This window comes from Butyribacter sp. (assembly GCF_056818865.1).
The window spans coordinates 1-20237 of record NZ_DBLYGC010000013.1 but is presented as its reverse complement, the minus strand read 5'-3'; the positions used below and the strand labels follow the sequence as shown (position 1 = coordinate 20237).

General features: G+C 35.3%; 19 protein-coding genes and 1 tRNA gene. 19 read left to right on the top strand and 1 reads right to left on the bottom strand.

The features are described 5' to 3' along the window. Positions 1–66 precede the first annotated feature (66 nt). The 8 genes from spoIVB (at position 67) to ACZLXV_RS07390 (ending at position 7022) form a co-directional block, all read left to right on the top strand. Entirely contained in the window at positions 67–1314 is a 1248-nt protein-coding gene (gene spoIVB, locus ACZLXV_RS07425) for a SpoIVB peptidase (protein ID WP_482382975.1), read from the top strand. Positions 1315–1502: 188 nt separating this feature from the next. Continuing rightward, positions 1503–2315 (top strand): sporulation transcription factor Spo0A, encoded by an 813-nt coding sequence (gene spo0A, locus ACZLXV_RS07420; protein ID WP_022224339.1) that lies wholly within the window; start codon positions 1503–1505, stop codon positions 2313–2315. Positions 2316–2388: 73 nt separating this feature from the next. Continuing rightward, positions 2389–3825 (top strand): glycogen synthase GlgA, encoded by a 1437-nt coding sequence (glgA, locus tag ACZLXV_RS07415; protein ID WP_482382974.1) that lies wholly within the window; start codon positions 2389–2391, stop codon positions 3823–3825. A gap of 187 nt (positions 3826–4012) precedes the next feature. Next, a complete protein-coding gene (locus ACZLXV_RS07410; RefSeq protein WP_482382973.1) occupies positions 4013–4747 on the top strand; it encodes a pseudouridine synthase in 735 nt (244 codons plus the stop codon). A 109-nt stretch (positions 4748–4856) separates the two neighbouring features. Next, positions 4857–4929: transfer RNA gene (locus ACZLXV_RS07405), tRNA-Thr, on the top strand. A 156-nt stretch (positions 4930–5085) separates the two neighbouring features. Next, positions 5086–5661, top strand: a complete 576-nt coding sequence (locus ACZLXV_RS07400) for a M48 family metallopeptidase (protein WP_482382972.1) — start codon at positions 5086–5088, stop codon at positions 5659–5661. Positions 5662–5748: 87 nt separating this feature from the next. Further along, on the top strand, positions 5749–6513 hold the full coding sequence (locus ACZLXV_RS07395; RefSeq protein WP_482382971.1) for a hypothetical protein: 765 nt from the start codon (positions 5749–5751) through the stop codon (positions 6511–6513). Positions 6514–6518: 5 nt separating this feature from the next. Then, positions 6519–7022, top strand: a complete 504-nt coding sequence (locus tag ACZLXV_RS07390) for a hypothetical protein (RefSeq protein WP_482382970.1) — start codon at positions 6519–6521, stop codon at positions 7020–7022. A 169-nt stretch (positions 7023–7191) separates the two neighbouring features. Here ACZLXV_RS07390 and gdhA read toward each other — a convergent pair whose 3' ends face one another. Continuing rightward, complete coding sequence (gene gdhA / locus ACZLXV_RS07385) at positions 7192–8544, bottom strand: NADP-specific glutamate dehydrogenase (protein WP_022224345.1); 1353 nt, start codon at positions 8542–8544, stop codon at positions 7192–7194. Positions 8545–9190: 646 nt separating this feature from the next. On the opposite strand from gdhA, the gene ACZLXV_RS07380 reads away from it, so the two are divergent. The 11 genes from ACZLXV_RS07380 (at position 9191) to ACZLXV_RS07330 (ending at position 19961) form a co-directional block, all read left to right on the top strand. After that, the gene (locus ACZLXV_RS07380; protein ID WP_482382969.1) at positions 9191–9829 is read left to right on the top strand and encodes an HAD hydrolase-like protein; all 639 of its coding nucleotides are present in this window, start codon (positions 9191–9193) and stop codon (positions 9827–9829) included. Between the two features lie 67 nt (positions 9830–9896). Continuing rightward, positions 9897–11027, top strand: coding sequence for an FKBP-type peptidyl-prolyl cis-trans isomerase (locus ACZLXV_RS07375; RefSeq protein WP_482382968.1), 1131 nt, complete (start codon positions 9897–9899; stop codon positions 11025–11027). A 113-nt stretch (positions 11028–11140) separates the two neighbouring features. Next, entirely contained in the window at positions 11141–11758 is a 618-nt protein-coding gene (locus tag ACZLXV_RS07370; RefSeq protein WP_022224348.1) for a hypothetical protein, read from the top strand. Between the two features lie 21 nt (positions 11759–11779). Then, positions 11780–12451, top strand: a complete 672-nt coding sequence (locus ACZLXV_RS07365) for a response regulator transcription factor (protein WP_367335701.1) — start codon at positions 11780–11782, stop codon at positions 12449–12451. A gap of 4 nt (positions 12452–12455) precedes the next feature. After that, positions 12456–14033, top strand: coding sequence for a HAMP domain-containing sensor histidine kinase (locus tag ACZLXV_RS07360; protein ID WP_022224350.1), 1578 nt, complete (start codon positions 12456–12458; stop codon positions 14031–14033). 136 nt (positions 14034–14169) lie between these two features. Then, positions 14170–14883 (top strand): hypothetical protein, encoded by a 714-nt coding sequence (locus ACZLXV_RS07355; RefSeq protein ID WP_482382967.1) that lies wholly within the window; start codon positions 14170–14172, stop codon positions 14881–14883. Between the two features lie 47 nt (positions 14884–14930). After that, a complete protein-coding gene (locus ACZLXV_RS07350; RefSeq protein ID WP_482382966.1) occupies positions 14931–15845 on the top strand; it encodes a chemotaxis protein in 915 nt (304 codons plus the stop codon). A 27-nt stretch (positions 15846–15872) separates the two neighbouring features. Beyond that, the gene (locus ACZLXV_RS07345; protein ID WP_482382965.1) at positions 15873–17681 is read left to right on the top strand and encodes a hypothetical protein; all 1809 of its coding nucleotides are present in this window, start codon (positions 15873–15875) and stop codon (positions 17679–17681) included. A 120-nt stretch (positions 17682–17801) separates the two neighbouring features. Next, positions 17802–18407: an imidazole glycerol phosphate synthase subunit HisH gene (gene hisH / locus ACZLXV_RS07340; protein ID WP_482382964.1), complete on the top strand. Its 606-nt coding sequence runs from the start codon at positions 17802–17804 to the stop codon at positions 18405–18407. Positions 18408–18494: 87 nt separating this feature from the next. Continuing rightward, a complete protein-coding gene (gene hisF, locus ACZLXV_RS07335; RefSeq protein ID WP_022224355.1) occupies positions 18495–19256 on the top strand; it encodes an imidazole glycerol phosphate synthase subunit HisF in 762 nt (253 codons plus the stop codon). Between the two features lie 12 nt (positions 19257–19268). Further along, complete coding sequence (locus ACZLXV_RS07330) at positions 19269–19961, top strand: uracil-DNA glycosylase (RefSeq protein ID WP_022224356.1); 693 nt, start codon at positions 19269–19271, stop codon at positions 19959–19961. Positions 19962–20237: the final 276 nt, after the last annotated feature.

Below are 20237 nucleotides of genomic sequence, written 5' to 3'. Positions count from 1 at the left end.
TTATCAGAAAAGAAAATGTGCATGTGTACATTTATAAAAATAAATGCTTTTCCGGGGGATATGATTATGCAGAGAAAAAAATATTATCAGTTTATACTTATAGGTTTACTGTTATTAGATATTGTAGTTTCAATCTTATATTATGTATGGTATCTTGACAGAAAAATACCTGCAAATATAAATATTATTGAAAATACAGAGGAATCATTTGATTTTAGTCTTCCGGTTCAGTGCAATGATGTCGCAAGTGATACTATAAAAGTTTTCAATAATTCTCAACATGGTGGAAAAGTAAAGGTGGTTGCAGGAGAAAGTACAGGAAGCTGCAAGGCTGAACTTAAATTGTTTGGGATTTTTCATTACAGAAATATAAAATTTAATGTTGTAAAAAAGCAAAAACTTATTCCGTCAGGGAGAGCAGCGGGAATTTATGTCAATGCAAAAGGTGTTATGGTTCTTGGAACATCATCGGTTGTGGGAAAGGGAGGGAACAGTTACAGTCCGTCTAAAAATATTCTTCAGGCTGGAGACTACATTTATAATGTTGCAGGCGAAGAAGTATCTTCAATCGATGATATCGAAAAAATTTTACAGACACTTGGAAGTGGAAATATCAAGATGAAAATCCGCAGGGGAAAAGAAAAGATAGATGTAAAGGTTAAAGCTATAGAGAATGAGGATGGAAAAGTGAAAATAGGTACATGGCTTCGGGAGGATACAGAAGGAATAGGAACCATAACATATATATCACCTGATAATACTTATGCCGCACTTGGACATGGTATAGCTGATGCAGATACAGGACTGCTTGTTGACATATCAGCAGGAGGTTTGTATGAGGCTGCAGTAAATAAGGTTATACCGAGCAAGAGGGGTGTACCGGGGCAGATATCAGGCAGTGTGGAATTATCTGACAGGTGTCGCATAGGCAGTATTATTTCAAACAATGATTCAGGAATCAAGGGCGAAATCCTAAAAAGTGAGGCAGTAAACTGTGACAATAAATATGCTGTTCCTGTCGCACTTAAGCAGGATATAAAGAAAGGCAAAGCATATATATTGTGTCAATTGGACGATGATGTTAAAAAATATGAAATTGAAATCTGCAATATAATTCAAAATGCAAAAGAAAATAAAGATATGGTTATTAAAGTTACTGATAAGAAACTTCTGAAAAAGACAGGGGGGATTGTCCAGGGAATGAGTGGTTCGCCTATAGTACAGGATGGCAGAATAGTAGGGGCAGTTACGCATGTTTTTGTAGATGAACCGACTAAAGGCTATGCAATATTTATTGAAAAGATGTTAAAATAGCAAATTGATTTTTATAATAAAGTAGAACGGTGTTGTCAAAAAGTAGAAAATAGTAGAGAAACATAGTGAACGATGATGTAACAGGGTATTATAAGTCGAAATGTAGAGAGTGTTTACCGTTGAAATATGATGAGTAAGGTAATATTATCAAGAAGTAGTAAAACAGAAAGTCGAATTTGGAGGTAAACATGGACAACATCAAAGTTTTAGTAGTTGACGACAACGGAAGAATTGTAAATTTACTAAAGGATGCAATCACAAAAGAAACGGATATGGATGTAGTAGCAACAGCTAACGATGGCGAGGAGGCATTGAAAAAAATAGAAGTCTACAATCCTGATGTGGTCTTGCTTGACCTTATAATGCCGAGAATTGACGGTTTGGGTGTTATGGAGAGGTTGAAAGAGAAGAAAAAGATAACTTCAGTTCCAAAGATAATAGTTATTTCGGCTGTCAGTCAGGAGAGTGTTACAGAAAATGCATTTATGCTTGGTGCGGCATATTACATTCTCAAGCCTTTTGACACACAGATGGTACTTTCAAGAATAAGAACAGCAGTCAATGAAGAAAATGCTGAAAATCATGTAATAAATACAATATATGAGAACGGAAACAAAATGCTGAAAAAATCATATAATCTTGAAGCAGATGTAACAGATATAATACACGAAATAGGAGTGCCTGCACATATAAAAGGATATCAGTATCTTAGAGATGCGATAATCATGTCGGTTAATGATGACGAGATGCTTGGAGCGATTACGAAAAGATTATATCCTACCATAGCAAAAAATCATAAAACGACATCGAGCAGAGTTGAGAGGGCTATAAGACATGCTATTGAGGTTGCATGGAGCAGAGGCAAGGTAGATACAATAGAAGAACTTTTTGGATATACTGTAAGTTCAGGGAAAGGAAAACCAACCAATTCGGAATTTGTTGCACTTATATCTGATAAGATAAGACTTGAATATAAAATGAATAGGAAAATGATAGTTTGACAGAAAAATACTTTTCAGAGCCGGCAAATTAGGGTATAATGTATATAAACATTGGCGAAGGAGGTTGGTTTTATTGAAAAATATTTTATTTGTAGCATCAGAGTGTGTTCCTTTTATTAAAACAGGAGGATTAGCGGATGTAGTAGGGTCACTGCCAAAGTGTTTTGACAAGAAGAAATATGATGTAAGGGTTATGATACCAAAGTATGCATGTATTCCTGATGAATGGAAAAATAAGATGGTTTACAAAACTCATTTTTATATAGATTTGGCTTGGCGTAAACAGTATGTAGGTATCATGGAGATGCAGTATGAAGGTGTAACCTTTTATTTCGTGGATAATGAGTTTTACTTTGCAGGACCAAAGCCATATGGTTATATACATGAGGATATAGAGAAATTTGCATTTTTCTGTAAAGCAGCATTGTCATCACTTCCGAGTCTTGATTATCACCCGGATGTAATTCATTGTCATGATTGGCAGACGGGACTTATTCCAGTGTATCTTCATGATATGTTTCAGGAGAATCCATTCTACACAAATATTAAGACAATCATGACTATACATAATCTTAAATTCCAAGGTGTGTGGGATTTACAGAAAGTAAAAGATATTACAGGTATAAACTCATCATTTTTTACCTCAGATAAGCTTGAGGCTTATGGTGATGCGAATTACCTTAAGGGTGGTATAGTTTATGCTGATTTAGTTACTACAGTTAGTGATTCATATGCCGAAGAGATTAAGATGCCATTTTATGGAGAAAAACTTGACGGTCTTATGCGTGCAAGGGACAATTCCCTTTTTGGAATAGTAAACGGATTAGATTATGATGAGTACAATCCTGAGACGGATCCTCTTATCTATAAAAATTACTCGGCAAAGACATTCAGAAGAGAAAAAATTAAAAATAAAAGAGCACTTCAGAAAGAGCTTGGGCTTGAGGAAAACGATAAAAAATTTATGATAGGTATTGTTTCAAGACTTACTGACCAGAAAGGTCTTGATTTAGTTGACTACGTCATTGAAGAGATATGTGCCGAAGATACACAGCTTGTTGTACTTGGTACAGGTGAAGAAAAATATGAGCATTTATTCAGACATTATGAGTGGAAGTATCATGACAGAGTATCTGCCAATATTTATTATTCAAATGAACGTTCTCATAAGATTTATGCGGCATGTGATGCATTTCTTATGCCATCGCTTTTTGAGCCATGTGGACTTAGCCAGTTGATGAGTCTCAGATACGGAACAGTTCCTATTGTAAGAGAAACAGGAGGACTTAAAGATACCGTAGAACCATACAATGAATATGAGAGCAAGGGAACAGGATTTTCGTTCTGCAATTATAACGCACATGAAATGCTGAATACTATTCGTTATGCAAAAGATGTATATTTCAATCGTAAGCGTGAGTGGAACAAGATAATTGACAGAGGAATGGCAAAAGATTTCTCATGGGGACAGTCAGCACTCAAATATGCAGAATTATATGACAGATTATAAAATTAAGTTTATTTATAACATATAGTCAGAGCTGAACTATTAGATATAATTTTATATTTAAACGGTTCAGCTCATTTTAGATAAATTTTGCCGTGATATTAGATTTTTTTATGAAGTTGAGTTCAAGAGGAATTTTGACTCTTGCATCATATTTAGTACGGCGTTTAAAGTAAACAAGGGGATAAAAATGATGAGATTGGATAAATATCTTACAGAAATGTCTGTAGGGTCGAGAAGTTCAGTAAAAAAAATAATTAAATCCGGCAGAGTTTATGTAGATGGAAAAGAAGTGGTGAAGCCTGAAACAAAGATTGATGAAAATGCATCACAGGTCATGGTGGATGGCAGTGAAATTTGTTATAATAAATATGAATATTATATGTTAAACAAACCGAAGGGTTGCATATCAGCAACAAATGACAGAGAACATAAAACCGTTATTGATATAATAAAATCTTCTAATAAAAAAGATTTATTTCCGGTTGGCAGACTTGACATAGATACAGAGGGACTTTTGTTAATCACAAATAACGGGGAACTTGCGCATAAATTGTTATCACCCAAAAAACATGTTGAAAAGAAATATTATGTTGAAGTACAGGGAATACTTGATGAGAATGATGCAAAACTTGTACAGGAAGGTTTGGATATTGGAGAAGAAAAACTGACACTTCCGGCAAAGATGTCGAATATAAACACAGATGAGCAAAATGGTGTGTCATCTTGTTTTTTAACAATACATGAGGGCAAATTTCATCAGGTTAAAAGAATGATGAAAAAACTCGGAAAATCGGTGACATATCTTAAGAGAGTAAGCATGGGAAGTCTTGTATTGGACGAGAATTTGAAAACAGGCGAATACAGAGAACTGACAAAATCCGAGATTGACAAAATAACTAAGATTGATAAGACGATAATGTAAATTATACAGAGATAATGAAAAATAATTTTGAAATATAAAATGCAAATAAAAATATTTAGTTAAAATATCTTGACCGTTAATTAGAAATAGGGTAAAATAATAAGGCAGTGCTGAAATAGCTCAGTTGGTAGAGCACTTCACTCGTAATGAAGGGGTCGTGGGTTCGAGTCCCATTTTCAGCTTAGTCATAAAAGTACCGGAAAGCCTTAAATAAAGGAATTCGGTACTTTTTTTGTTTAAAAATGTACCAAAAGTGTTTATGGTTTTGATGCTGATGTATATATAACAACGTACATATAGAAGTTGATAACATAACATACATATAATATAATAATATTATGGAAAACAAAGAGAAAATTGAAATAGAGATAATTAAAAGTAACAGAAAAACAATTGCCATTGAAGTAAGACAGGACTTAAGGGTTATAGTAAGAGCACCTAAAAGAGCGTCTAACAGAGAAATAATGAAGTTCGTTGAGCAAAAGCAGGATTGGATTGCGAAGCATCTTGCATATATGCAAATCAGATATGAGGAAACCCGTAGAGTAAAAGAAAAACAGTTCACAGATGATGACATTAGAAAAATGAAAGACGAGGCAAAAAGGGTTATACCTGACAGAGTAAAATATTATGCTGGTATTATGGGAGTTACGTTTGGAAAAATTACTATTAAAAATCAAAAAACCAGGTGGGGCAGCTGCAGCAGCAAAGGAAATTTGAACTTTAACTGTCTGTTAATGCTGACACCGGACAAAGTAAGGGATTATGTAGTTATTCATGAACTTTGCCACTTAAAGCAGATGAATCATTCAAAAATGTTTTGGGCAGAAGTAGAGAAAGTCATGCCTGATTATAAAGTTTACAGGCAATGGCTTAGCCGAAATGGGAATATGCTGATTGAGCGCATGAAATAAGTTTTCGATAGTTTGAAATTTCATTATATTAATTTTTTAATGAAGATAATGGATAAGGAGAGAATAAAAAAAGAAAAGAGGGGAAAAATGGCAGGGACAATGATACACCTTGTTATAGCTGTACGGCTGGCAGATTTTATTGAAAAGAATGGATATTTGATAAAAACATCAATTGAAGAGGAAGAGGGTACGGATTTAAATAGAAAAATGTTTGTTGTTGGTAATATTTGTCCTGATGGGATAATGAACCATAAAAATTATGAAAGAAGTATGAAACTGCATACACATTTCAGGGATGGAATACCTGATGGTGACTTTGGAAAAGATGGAACTATTGAAATATTTGAAGAAAGGCTCAAAGAATTTTGGGAGAAACATTTAGAAGATGAAAAGTATGTGAGAGGACTTTATCTTGGATATATAACTCATATGATGACAGACAAACGGTTTGTTTTGTATGAACGACCAAAATATTTTGAGAATATATCTGTTATAGGTCTGACTGACCATGACAGAGAGACTTTTGTTTATTTTAACAGGGATACGGATTTGGTTGATTTTAAACTTGTAAGAGAAATGCCTGAACTTTTGGAGGCAAAGGATATATTGGAAGAGACAAGCGGATATTATATAAAAGATATGATAACCAGCATAGACCTTGATAAAAGCCGTATGTGGATATTAAATCATTTCTTTGAGAAAGAACATGTGATTGAAGAAAGCAGATTTTTAGATTATAAGAGCATAATAAAATTTATTGATGATACTGTCGAATATATAAAAAAGAGACTGCTTGATGAAAAATTCCTTATAAATAAATCAAGAATAGAGAAGCAGGGGAATGGAGGATAAGAGATATGGGGTTTGACAGACAGAATATATTAGAACAGATAGAGAAAAATATACCAACTGAGTGCCCGGATTGTTTTGAAAGATTATATTTTAAAGGAGCAGGAAAATATACATGTCCCAGATGTCATAAAATATATTACGATTATTTCGGTCTTATAAAGAAATATCTTGAAGAAAATGGACCGGCACCGGCGGTAGAAATAGCAAATAATACAGGCATTAGTTTGGAAATTATAGATGCGTTATTAGAAGATGGAAGACTTGAAATGCCTAAAGAATTTAAAGATGTAAAAAGATGTGAAAGATGTGGTGCACTTTTTCCGGTGGGTAGGTATTGTCAAAAGTGTATTGAGAATACCAGCAATGGAATTATGAACATATTTAAAGATGAAGAGGCACAGCGGAGAAAATTTGCAAAATCGAGACTTACCAGAGACAATGAAACTAAAAGACAGTATGAGAAAGACAAGATGCACTATTTAAATCATATAAGAGAGGACAGGAAATAGAATAATAGTTAAAATAAAAAACTCTATAGCTATTGAAAGGAATATTGTAATTAAAGATAGAATATAAAAAAGGATGCCATACAAAATATGACATCCTTTTTATATAAATTTTTATAGTTTAAAACTACTTTTAAATTCATATAATTTATTATAAGAAATCAGCTAAAAATTAGCAGCATCCCTGAGCCTTCATTGCTTCAGCAACTTTAAGGAATCCGGCGATATTAGCACCTGCCATGTAGTTTCCAGGCATACCAAATTCTTTAGAAGCTTCGTCACATGACTTGAAGATTTCTTTCATGATGTTGTGAAGTTTTCCGTCAACCTCTTCAAATGTCCATGAAAGTCTTTCAGAGTTCTGGCTCATCTCAAGACCTGATGTTGCAACACCACCGGCATTTGCAGCCTTAGCTGGACCATAAAGCATGTTGTTTGCGAAGTAAACATCAATAGCTTCCGGTGTAGAAGGCATGTTAGCTCCCTCAGATACAGCGTAGCATCCGTTTTTAGCTAAGAGTGCAGCACTTTCACCATCGATTTCGTTCTGAGTTGCACATGGAAGAGCGATATCACACTTGATGCTCCAAATTCCCTTGCATCCCTCTGTGTATGTAGCATTTGAATGAGAAGTTCTGTCAACATATTCTTTGATACGTCCTCTTTCAACTTCCTTAATCTGCTTAACAACATCAAGGTCAATTCCGTCAGGATCATAGATATATCCGTTTGAATCAGATAAAGCAACAACCTTAGCACCAAGCTCAGTAGCTTTCTTTGTAGCATAAATAGCAACATTACCTGAACCTGAAATAACAACTGTCTGGTCTTTGAAGCTCTTTCCGTTAGCTTTAAGCATTTCGTCTGTAAAGTAGCAGAGACCAAATCCTGTAGCTTCTGTACGTGCTAATGAACCACCATATGTAAGTCCTTTTCCTGTAAGAACACCAGACCATTCATTGCGGATTCTCTTATACTGTCCGAACATATATCCGATTTCTCTTGCACCTGTTCCTATATCACCTGCAGGAACGTCACAGTCAGGTCCGATATGTTTGCAAAGTTCTGTCATGAAGCTCTGGCAGAAACGCATAACTTCTCCGTCGCTCTTACCCTTAGGGTCGAAATCAGAACCACCTTTACCGCCGCCCATAGGAAGTGTAGTAAGTGAGTTTTTGAAAATCTGCTCAAAACCTAAGAATTTGATGATACCGCTGTATACAGATGGGTGAAGTCTAAGACCTCCCTTGTAAGGTCCGATAGCAGAGTTAAACTGGATACGGAAACCTCTGTTTACCTGTACTTTACCGTTATCATCTACCCAAGGTACACGGAAGATAATCTGTCTTTCAGGCTCAACGATTCTTTCAAATACACCTGCTTCTACTAAGTCAGGTCTTTTTTCAACAACAGGCTCAAGAGAAGTAAATACTTCCATAACTGCCTGAATAAATTCAGGTTCCCCTGCATTTCTTTTTTTAACTGTTTCAAGTAAGTCAATAAGATATTGATTTTTTAACGCCATTTTAAAAAACCTCCTGAATAATATGTTTTATTGTTGAAATGCCCATTTTTAAAATCAATTCAATATGTATATCTTTCATATAAATATATCCCAAATATATATGTTTAATATACACAAAAATTGTAAAACATTCCTAAAACAGTATTGCACAATTTTTTACAAAAATCAATTAAAAATTGTCATATATCATATAAAAATTATCAGATATGTGATAATATATGAAAATATTTTTAAAATCAGTTGTAGATAAATTTTTTTTCTACCTATAAAATGTAGAAAAATACCTATAAAATTAAAATGTAGAAAAAGTGTAGAAATAAATAATCATTTTTATAGACAATTTTTAATCAAATATAAAAATAATTTAAGAAAAAATAAAATATGAACGACATGTTAACAAAATTGACATATTTTAGACATATATTATCATTATACTTTTATCTCAGAAAGTGAAAACTTTCTACTCCCACCCTATTATACGCTGGATAACGTATGTTATCCGATAAAAAGAGCCTTCCCGGGCTCTTTTTATTTTTTACGATATTAGGTATTAGGAATGCTATGATATAGGAAAATGCTTGTAACATAGTAAAAAAAGGGCAAAGTGTGGCTTTTGCACTGTTAAAAAATCAGCAGGAGGATTATTATGTTTAAATATATATTATTTGACCTTGATGGAACATTGACAGATTCCAGTAAGGGAATTATAAATTGTGTGAAGTATGCAATGGATGCAGCTGGAGTTACTATTGAGAATGATGACGACTTGTTTGAATTTATAGGTCCGCCTCTTACTGACGGTTTTATGACAATTTTAGGAATGAACAGAGAAGAGGCTGAAAGGGCGACGACAAAATTCAGGGAGAGATATAATGTGACAGGACTTTTTGAAAATGAGCCATATGTTTTGGCGGTTGCAACTTCCAAACCGGAGGAAACGGCAAAAAGAATTTTAGAACATTTTGAACTCGCAAAATATTTTGATGAAATTGTCGGCAGCAGCGTTGAAGAAAACAGAAATACGAAGCAGGCGGTTATAGAAGAGGTTTTGAAAAGATTAAATATAATCGGGGAAGAAAAGCAGAGTGTACTTATGACAGGGGACAGAAGACACGATGTAATAGGAGCGCACGCCTGCGGTATTAAGGCTCTTGGAGTATATTATGGCTTTGCAAAAGAGGGCGAGCTAGAAGAGGCCGGTGCCGAATATATTGTAAATGAAGTTAAAGGTATATTAGATTTGGAAGAATTAAAATTATTACTTAATAAACAGAAGCAGTTGTGATATAATTTGTTCAAACAGTGTAAAGCTGTGAGAAGAATAAAAAGCAATGCAGAAATTGGAGATTAGCATGAAAAACAAAAATAACAGCAAGGGCATGAGTAAAACTGTGTTTGTAACAGCAATTATTTGTGTTCTTATAGTAGGACTGGTATCGGGAATTGCTGCCGGATATTTTCTTAATCAGAATAAGAAAGAAGAAAAATCGTCTGAGCAGGTAAGTTCATACAGCAAAGATTTTGATGCCTTAAAGTATATAGAAATTGGCGATTATAAAAATATTACCGTAAATGTAGGTGTGTCAGAGGATGATATAAAATCAGAGATAGATTCAATGCTTGAGGACAATACAAAGTATGAGAAGAAGCAGGGAAAAGTCAAAGATGGTGACAAAGTTTATGCAAAATATGCAGGCTCCATTAAAGGAAAGAAAATAGATGTCACATGTGGCGAAGACTATATAGATGTAGGTTCAGGTGACTGGCTTGAGGACTTTGAGAAAGCATTGTTGGGCGCAAAGACAGGCAAAAAAGTGAAATTTACCTGTAAAGTGCCAAAAGGAACTTATGATGATGAGAGAGTGGACGGGCATAATGTTGATTTTGAGATTACGGTTGATTATATATGTGGAAAGAAAATTGTGCCAAAGTTTAACAACAAATTTGTAAATCAGATATCCTCCGGAAAATATAAAACAGTCAGTGAATATAAAAAATATATCAAAGAAAAACTGTTAAAAGAAAATAAAAATGACAGGGGAGATTATGCATGGTCTGATGTTATGGAGATATGTAATGTAATCAAATACCCTTCGGATATGATGGCACTTGCGGAAAAAGAAAATCTTCAGGGATATTATGATATGGCTGAAATTTACGGTTACAGTATTGATGAAGTTTTGAAACAGTATGGATATAATAATCTTGAAGATTTTAAGAAATACGATTTAAAGGAGCTTGCAAAGGATACCGTAAAAGAAAACCTTGCGGCAATGGCAATCGCAAAGCTTGAAAATATTAAGTACAGCGATGAGGATTATAAGAGCGTACTTGATGAGGAATACGAGTATAATTCTGAAAAATATGCGACTAAAAGCGATTATGAGAAGGAAAACAAAGAGGCAATTATAAACGAAACTACTTTAAATGTAGTAAAAAAATGGCTCGCGGATAATTTAAAGTATGATTATTCAAAAGTATAGAACTAAAAGATAAAAGTAAATAAAGACAGCATGTATAACGATTATATAAGAAATCGTTATACATGGTAAAAAGTTTCAAATTATTTCAAATGATATTTAAGTCGGGGTAAAATATGGTAAACGAAAAAGAAATGGTTTTGGATGGATTTAAATTTTCATCAAAAAAAGAATTTGAGCGTGCAATGAAGGAAAAGGAAACTATAGGATATATTGTAGCTAATACAAATATGTCTGATATGAAAGCGGTTTTGAAAGTTTATAATAAGGCTATAGATAAGAAGTCCTTTCAGACAGTCGTAGGTCTTGAATTTGTCAATAATATGAGAAAGAAACTTATTTCGTCAGGAACCGTTATGGAAAAAAATCTTGCGTATGTACCGGTGACATCAAAAAACGCCGTGGTACAGAAAGTACCTGCAATGAGTAAGGATGAGGCAGCACGAAATGCGGAGAGGTATAAGAAAGCATATGAAGAGGCCATAACCGGGAAAAAAATAAAAAATATGGCTATTGCATTTTTAATTGTATTGTTAGCTGCACTTGTCATAATAACAGTAAAATCAAAGTATTCGGTATTTACATATTTTACGGATTACAAATCTAATATGGAAAATGAATTGATAGACAAGTATGAAAAATGGGAACAGACGCTTGATGACAGGCAGAAGGCTCTTGAAAAGGAAGAGAAAGAACTAAAGGACAAACAAAAAGATGCTGAAAACAATAAATGATAATAAAAGTGGGGGTCGATTATGGAAAAATTAAAAATCTTGGTGGTTGATGATGAAGCGAGAATGCGAAAACTTGTAAAGGATTTTTTGATTAAGAGCAAGTTTGATGTGCTGGAGGCCGGAGACGGTGAGGAAGCAGTTGACCAATTTTATGAAAATAAAGATGTCGCTTTGATTATACTTGATGTCATGATGCCTAAAATGGATGGCTGGGAGGTAGTAAGAGAGATAAGAAAATACTCTCAGGTTCCTATTATTATGTTGACTGCAAAGAGTGATGAAAAAGACGAGCTGCTTGGATTTGAACTCGGCGTGGATGAATACATTTCAAAGCCATTTAGTCCAAAGATACTGGTGGCCAGAGTAGAAGCGATACTAAGGCGTACAAATCAGCTTGACGACGGAGATATTGAAGTCGGTGGAATATATATAAATCAGTCGGCACATGAGGTTAAGATTGATGGAGAGCCTATTGAGCTTAGTTTTAAGGAGTTTGAGCTTCTTACATATTTTGTCACAAATCAGGGCGTTGCGTTGTCGAGAGAGAGAATTTTAAATAATGTATGGAATTATGATTACTTTGGTGATGCAAGAACCATCGATACCCATGTAAAGAAACTTCGCAGCAAACTGGGGAAAAAAGGTGAATATATAAAGACAATATGGGGAATGGGATACAAATTTGAGGTTTGATAATATGAAAAATAACGAAAAAATGTTCGGGATAAAGTCGATTCGTACCAAACTTATATTAATAATGATAGGAATGCTTGGATTTACGCTTGCGGCAATCTGGTTTATGAACAGGATATTTTTGCCTGCATATTATCAGCACAGCAAAGTGTCGATGCTGGAGGGATGCTATGATAATGCAAACTCTATCATAAACAGTGACAGTGATTATAAATCAGGTGAGAGTGCGACATTGTCTGATGATTCTACATTGGATCTCGAAATATTATCCGAAAATAATACATCAAATGTGTATGTTTTTAGATTGAATAATTTTTTTGGAAAAGTGTATTATCAATATGATTATCCGAGCGAAAATGTAATAACACAATTTCAGAAAGAAGATGTGATTGACAAGACTAAAGATTATGTCATAGGAATAGAAGATACACAAAGTTTTGCGGTCAAAGATAAAAAACGTCACCTTATGATGCTTACGGATAATTATAGTGTTTATAAGGTTTTGGATGAGAGAATAGGTTCATATTATATTGAATTGTTCGGAAAACTTGATTCAGGTGCGTTTATTTATGTGAGCACGAATTATCAAAGCATGACGGAAAATATAGGTATTTTCAATTCATTTTTGCTCTATGTCGGTATCGGAGTAATCGTGTTTGGTGTTGTGATAATGGTATTCATAGGAAACAATTTCACAAAACCGATAAGACAGCTTACGGGAATTGCTCAGAAAATGGCAGATTTTGATTTTGAGGTGCGTTATCCGGTAAAGAGTGATGATGAGATTGGCGCATTGGGAAGTAGTATAAATACATTGTCAGAAAATCTGGAAGAAAAAATATCAGAACTGAAAGCCGCAAATAATGAGTTAAAAAAGGATATCGAGAATAAAATTCAGATAGATGAGATGAGAAAAGAGTTTCTCTCGAATGTGTCACATGAACTAAAAACGCCTATTGCACTCATACAGGGATATGCTGAGGGGTTGCAGGATAATATTAATGATGATGTCGAGAGCAGGGAATTTTACTGTGAGGTAATAATAGACGAAGCAAACAAAATGAATAAGATGGTAAAGAAACTGCTTACTCTGAATCAGATTGAATTTGGAAATAATCAGGTTTCTTTTGAACATTTTGATATTGTTCAGGTTTTGAAATCAGTTATAAATTCAGCACTGTTATTAGCCGGGCAAAAAGAGGCTGTGATAACGATGGAAGATTATGAGCCTTTGTATGTCTGGGCTGACGAATACATGATTGAGGAAGTTGTAACAAACTATATAAGCAACGCAATAAATCATGTTGACGGAGAGAAAAAAATAAACGTGAGTATGGTAAAACATGACGATGTTGTGAGAGTCAGCGTATTTAACACAGGAAAGTGTATACCTGAGGATGAACTCGATAAGATATGGATAAAATTCTATAAAGTTGATAAAGCAAGAACAAGAGAGTATGGCGGCAGCGGAATAGGATTATCAATAGTTAAGGCTATAATGGACTCAATGAATCAGAAATTCGGCGTTATAAATCATGATGACGGTGTTGAATTTTGGTTTGAACTTGATACCGAAAATTAGATAAATTAAATATTGCGGTTACTTTATTCATTGACGATATTGCAATATATGTGATATTATATAAAAAGACGAAAAATGGGTTAAATCAGCAAATATATACCTGTATTAAAAGTGTAGTAAAGCACGGAGGGTTAGTATGAGAAAAAGGATTTTCATTGTGGCAGCGGTCACAGTTATTGGTTTGACAGGATGTGCGAGTGTACCGACATTATCCGAAGACCAAAATAATGCTATGGCAGAATATATTGCGGACAATCTGCTTATGCATGACAAAAGCTATTCAAATTCGATAAAATTAAACAGTGAAACTGAGACTGCAACACCACAGCCGAGTGTACAGCCGACAGTGGCACCAACACCAAAGGTATCAGTTACGCCGGCTGAAATTCAGAATAGTAAAACACCATCTGATGCAGCACAGACAATAGAAGAGCCAAAGCAGACATATGTTTCGATGAGTGATGTGTTACAGGTGCCGGGATTTAAGGTTAAGTTTGACGGGTACAAATTTAATTCAAATATAAGTACGAAAGATTCAAATATTTCTTCTAAAGCGGGTAAAAAACTTTTTGTCGCAAAGCTGAAATTTAAGAATAATACAAGCTCAGCCAGGAAACTTGATATGACCAAGAATCACAGCAAGTATGTGTTATCTGTAGATGGAAAACAGATGGATTCACCGCTTCTGACTATCGCGGATGAGGACATACATTTTATCAAGAAGAAAATATCGGCTAAAAAAAGCCTGAATGCAATTGTGGTATTTGAAATCCCGGCAAAGATCAAGTTGAACAATGTGGTGCTTGAAGTCACAAATAAAGATATGGTGGCTCAGCTTCAAATAAAATAATCATATACAAAGTTTGGAATGACCAGACATACAGTGGAGGTACGGATATGGAAACAGGAATCTTATTAGAGAGTGGAACAAATGAATTGGAAATATTGGAATTTCGTGTTGCAGACAATTATTATGGAATAAATGTAGCGAAAATAAGAGAAATTATTTCATTTCAGAAACCTACTCCCATACCGAATGCAGATTCGCGTATAGAGGGGATATTTATGCCTAGAGATGAAATTATTTCTATTATAGATTTGGCAGAATGCTTACATCTTCCTAAACCGGAGACACCAGCTGGTGATATGTACATAGTGACAAATTTCAATAAATTAAATACTGCATTTCATGTAAATGGGGTATTGGGCATACATAGAGTGTCATGGTCAGATATTGTAAAACCTGATTCTACAATAAACACAGCCGGAGAGGGGATGGCGACAGGAATTGTAAGGATTGATGGGAAACTCATAATTATACTTGATTTTGAAAAGATTGTTTCAGACATCAATCCTGAGACAGGACTTAAAATATCTGATGTTGAGCGAATGACTCACAGAACAAGAAATGAAACTCCGATTTTGATAGCGGAAGATTCAGCATTGCTCAGTAAGATGATTGTAAATTGTCTTGAGCAGGCAGGATATACGAACATTACAACAACTGCAAATGGACAGGAATGTTGGGAAAAACTTCAGGAGTATAATGCAAGCGGAGATTTAGATTCAAAAGTTGCATGTATTATAACCGATATTGAGATGCCTCAGATGGATGGACACCATCTCACAAAACTTGTCAAAGATGATCCTGATATGAATCATTTACCGGTAATTATATTCTCATCTCTTGTAAATGAGGAAATGAAGATTAAGGGAAAACAGCTCGGAGCAGATGCACAGCTTTCAAAGCCGGAAATCGGTCAGTTGGTTTCTGAAATTGATAAGCTTGTTGGAAATGTGCAGGCTGAATAGTTTAATGTGGACAAGGAGAAAAGTGGATTGAGAGAAGAAGACAATATTGAAAAGGATGGTTTACAAGAGGAAAATTCAGACAATGACGTTTATGATGGACTTGATGATTTTGTAGAGTATGATGATCTTGCAAGCCTTGAGGGATTGCCACAGTTAGATGAACTTGATGGTATGGATGATTTGTCTGCACTTCCGGAAGTTGCTGCATCTATAAAGATGGATGATTCTGAACTTAACGAAGCTGGAAATAATGATAATGTTGATATGACAATAGATATACCTCTTCCAGATGTTGGAATAACAGAGGAAGACGGTGTTGCATCGGAACTTTCAGATGGAAAAGATATACAAACTACATTCCCACAGTTAGAGCCGGAAGAAGATACATCCAATGAAACTGCTATATCTGAGGAAGATGCAATGTCATTGCATGAAAGTGATGAAATATCTGAGGGAGAGAAAGAATCTGGAGAGAATATAATGTCAATACCCGAGGGAGGAGAAGAGCCTGAAGAGGATGTGATGTCAATACCCGAAGGAGGAGAAGAGCCTGAAGAGGATGTGATGTCAATACCCGAAGGAGGAGAAGAGCCTGAAGAGGATGTGATGTCAATACCCGAGGGAGGAGAAGAACCTGAAGAGGATGTGATGTCAATACCCGAGGGAGGAGAAGAACCTGAAGAGGATGTGATGTCATTATCCGAAGACGGGGCAGATAGTGAAGATGCAGATTCGGCAGACATTGATGATATGCTTGGCGGTTTGTTGGATAATTTAGACACAAACGGTTCAATTGATGCGGCAGAAGGAGATATAACAGATACATCAGAAGAGACAGAGAGCAAACAGGCAGATGATATTGAAGATTTATTGGGAATGCTCAGTGATGATTCGAGTTCAGAGGATATTATTAGCCTTGATAATGCTTCTGCTGATGCAGTACCGGATATAAACGATATACCTGACATACCGATTGGTGAGTCAGGGGAGGAAGATATAGCAAATATTCTTCCGACAGAAGATAGCGATGACAGCGAAGCAGAGAAGCCGGGATTTTTTAAGAAAGTATTTGGAAATGTAGTCACGGATGAGATTGCTGAGGCTGAAAGACAGGCTAAAGAAGAAGAGGAAGCAAAGCTTGAAGAAGCCGAAAAGCTAAAAGAGGAAAAGGCGGCTGAAAAGGCACAGAAAAAAGAGGAAAAAGCAAAGTTAAAGGCTGAGAAAGCCGAGGAAAAAGCAGCGAAGAAAGCTAAAAAAGCTGAGGAAAAGGCAGCAAAGAAAGCTGAAAAACTTGCTAAAAAAGAAGAAGAGGAAGCTGCAGCAGCTCAGGAGGTAGTCGGAAAACTCAACAAAGCAGGAGTTACTATTGTTGTTTTATTAGGAATGGTACTGCTTTTGGGAACAGTTATTTTGACAAACAGTTTTAGTGGCAGTCTTGATAAGAAAAAAGCCAAAAATTATTTTGATATGAGTAAGTATTCACAGGCATATGAATATGCTGTCGGAACGAATATGAAGAAAAAAGACCCTGAACAGTATCAGAAAATAGTAACTGTTATGAAAGTTCAGCATTCGATTGACGCATATCAGAATTATGAAAATGTTAAAAAGTATCCGGAGGCTTTGGATGCACTTCTTATGGGACTGAAAAAATATGACGCCAATAAGAAAACAGCATATGACCTCGAGATAGAAGACAAACTCGAAAGTGTATATCAGGAGATACTTGATATATTGTCAGAGGAATTTTATTTATCAAAATCACAGGCATACGACATACTTAGTTTAAGTGGCGGTGATTATACAAAAAAAGTTAATGAAATAGCAAATAAATAAGTAAATAGCAGAATCACCGATGGATGGACATCTATCGGTGATTTTTAGATATTGTCATATCGACAATATGCCTTGTATGTGGTAAACTTACAAAAAAGACAACAGAGGTGATATACAACAATGATAGCTATTATAGACTATGATGCAGGAAATCTTAAGAGTGTTGAGAAGGCTTTGCAGTATCTGGGTGAGGAATGTATTGTGACCAGAGATAAAGAGAAACTGCTTAAAGCAGATAAAATTATTTTGCCGGGAGTCGGTGCTTTTGGTGATGCTATGGAAAAACTTCACAAGTTTGAACTTGTAGATGTTATACATAAGCTTGTTAAAGAAAATAAACCATTTTTAGGAATATGTCTTGGACTTCAGCTTATGTTTGAAAGCAGTGAAGAGGGACCGGGGGTAAAAGGACTTGGACTTCTTCCGGGAAAGATAGTAAAATTTCCGGAAAAAGAAGGTTTTAAAATTCCGCATATGGGATGGAATTCTATTGATGTAAAAGAAGGAAGCAGGCTTTTTAAGGGAGTTTCTAATAATTCATATGTATATTTTGTGCATTCATATTATCTTCAGGCAGAAAACGAAAATGATGTAGCAGCAACTACTGAATATATAACTCATGTCCATGCATCTGTTGAACATGACAATATATTTGCGTGTCAGTTTCATCCAGAAAAAAGCGGTGATGTCGGCCTGCGGATATTAAAGAATTTTTGTGAGTTATAGTGTGAAAATACTGTCGGTGAGGTATTTGTTCATTATATCCAGAGAATTGTGCAAATAGAATCAGAAAAAGAAAGGCTTGGTAGATACATGTTTACAAAGAGAATAATTCCATGTTTGGATGTGAATAACGGAAGAGTAGTAAAGGGTGTAAATTTTGTTGACCTGAAAGACGCAGGAGACCCTGTTACAGTCGGTGCTGCATATGGAAAAGCGGGTGCGGACGAATTAGTATTTCTTGACATAACCGCATCTTCCGATGCAAGGGCAACAAAAATAGATATGGTTAGAAGAGTTGCAGAAACAGTATTTATACCATTTACTGTCGGTGGCGGAATAAGAACAGTAGATGATTTTAAGGCTGTTTTGAGAGAGGGTGCAGATAAGGTTGCCGTAAATTCTGCTGCTATATTAAATCCGGAACTTATATCAGAAGCTGCGATGAAATTTGGAAGTCAGTGCGTTGTTGTTGCTATTGATGCTAAGAGAAGAGAAGACAAAAAAGGCTGGAATATTTACAAAAATGGTGGAAGAGTTGATATGGGAATAGATGCGGTAGAATGGGCTATGAAAGCATATGAACTCGGAGCCGGGGAGATTTTACTTACAAGTATGGATTGTGACGGAACAAAAGACGGGTATGATATAGAGCTGACAAGAACAGTTTCTGACAATGTAAATATACCTGTCATTGCATCGGGTGGTGCAGGTAAACTTGAGCATTTCAAAGATGCATTTACAGAGGGAAATGCAGATGCAGTTCTTGCCGCTTCTCTTTTTCATTATAAAGAACTGGAGATAAATGAAGTTAAGCAATATCTCAGAGATGAAGGAATAAGTGTGAGACTTTAGTGGAGGATTATTATGGGAATGATTGATAATGACTGGCTTCCGGCATTAAGACCGGAGTTTGCCAAACCGTATTATAAAGATTTATTTGATTTTGTTAAGGCGGAATACAGCAGAGTCGTTGTTTATCCGCCGGCTGATGAAATTTTTAACGCATTTCATTTTACACCGCTGTCAAAAGTTAAAGTTGTTGTACTCGGGCAGGATCCTTACCACAATGTAAATCAGGCGCATGGACTTAGTTTTTCTGTGCCACCAAGTCAAAAAGAAATACCGCCTTCACTTCAGAATATTTATAAAGAACTTCATGATGATTTGGGATGTTATATACCAAATAACGGTTATCTTAAAAAGTGGGCTGATCAGGGAGTGCTTATGTTAAACACAGTTCTTACCGTGAGGGCGCATCAGGCAAATTCGCATCAGAATAAGGGATGGGAGCATTTTACGGATGCCGTGATAAATGCGGTAAATGAGCAGGACAGACCGATAGTATATTTGTTGTGGGGCAGACCTGCACAGAGCAAGATACCAATGTTAACCAATCCGAAACATCTTATATTGAAAGCACCACATCCGAGTCCGCTTTCAGCATACAGAGGATTTTTCGGATGCAGGCATTTCAGTCAGACAAATGATTTCCTTAAAAAGAACGGAATAGAACCTATAGACTGGCAGATAGAAAATATTGCCGGTACAAATATTTAAGAATTACTTACATTTCTTTCAAATATATTGTGTCAAAAATGTGTCTATGTTAAAATATCATAAGAGATTAGTACAATGTACCAAAGATTTAATTTACGTTGTATTAGCTTTATAAAAAGTCTTTATATAAGGTGGGATATGTTGATATATGCAATGGATGACACATTATCAACATACTAGGTAATTGCGAAACTCGCTAAGCTTGTTTGCAATCTTAACTGAAAATAGGGATGAATTTGTGAAAAGCACAAATTCTAAGCTGAAAAGTTGACAACT

Coding starts and splice junctions, on each gene's coding strand:
- spoIVB (WP_482382975.1), top strand. CDS start 67: ATGCAGAGAAAAAAATATTATCAGTTTATACTTATAGGTTTACTGTTA.
- ACZLXV_RS07330 (WP_022224356.1), top strand. CDS start 19,269: ATGGGAATGATTGATAATGACTGGCTTCCGGCATTAAGACCGGAGTTT.
- gdhA (WP_022224345.1), bottom strand. CDS start 8,544: ATGGCGTTAAAAAATCAATATCTTATTGACTTACTTGAAACAGTTAAA.
- ACZLXV_RS07410 (WP_482382973.1), top strand. CDS start 4,013: ATGATGAGATTGGATAAATATCTTACAGAAATGTCTGTAGGGTCGAGA.
- ACZLXV_RS07375 (WP_482382968.1), top strand. CDS start 9,897: ATGAAAAACAAAAATAACAGCAAGGGCATGAGTAAAACTGTGTTTGTA.
- hisH (WP_482382964.1), top strand. CDS start 17,802: ATGATAGCTATTATAGACTATGATGCAGGAAATCTTAAGAGTGTTGAG.
- ACZLXV_RS07360 (WP_022224350.1), top strand. CDS start 12,456: ATGAAAAATAACGAAAAAATGTTCGGGATAAAGTCGATTCGTACCAAA.
- ACZLXV_RS07370 (WP_022224348.1), top strand. CDS start 11,141: ATGGTAAACGAAAAAGAAATGGTTTTGGATGGATTTAAATTTTCATCA.
- ACZLXV_RS07395 (WP_482382971.1), top strand. CDS start 5,749: ATGGCAGGGACAATGATACACCTTGTTATAGCTGTACGGCTGGCAGAT.
- hisF (WP_022224355.1), top strand. CDS start 18,495: ATGTTTACAAAGAGAATAATTCCATGTTTGGATGTGAATAACGGAAGA.
- ACZLXV_RS07365 (WP_367335701.1), top strand. CDS start 11,780: ATGGAAAAATTAAAAATCTTGGTGGTTGATGATGAAGCGAGAATGCGA.
- ACZLXV_RS07350 (WP_482382966.1), top strand. CDS start 14,931: ATGGAAACAGGAATCTTATTAGAGAGTGGAACAAATGAATTGGAAATA.
- ACZLXV_RS07355 (WP_482382967.1), top strand. CDS start 14,170: ATGAGAAAAAGGATTTTCATTGTGGCAGCGGTCACAGTTATTGGTTTG.
- ACZLXV_RS07400 (WP_482382972.1), top strand. CDS start 5,086: ATGGAAAACAAAGAGAAAATTGAAATAGAGATAATTAAAAGTAACAGA.
- ACZLXV_RS07390 (WP_482382970.1), top strand. CDS start 6,519: ATGGGGTTTGACAGACAGAATATATTAGAACAGATAGAGAAAAATATA.
- ACZLXV_RS07380 (WP_482382969.1), top strand. CDS start 9,191: ATGTTTAAATATATATTATTTGACCTTGATGGAACATTGACAGATTCC.
- spo0A (WP_022224339.1), top strand. CDS start 1,503: ATGGACAACATCAAAGTTTTAGTAGTTGACGACAACGGAAGAATTGTA.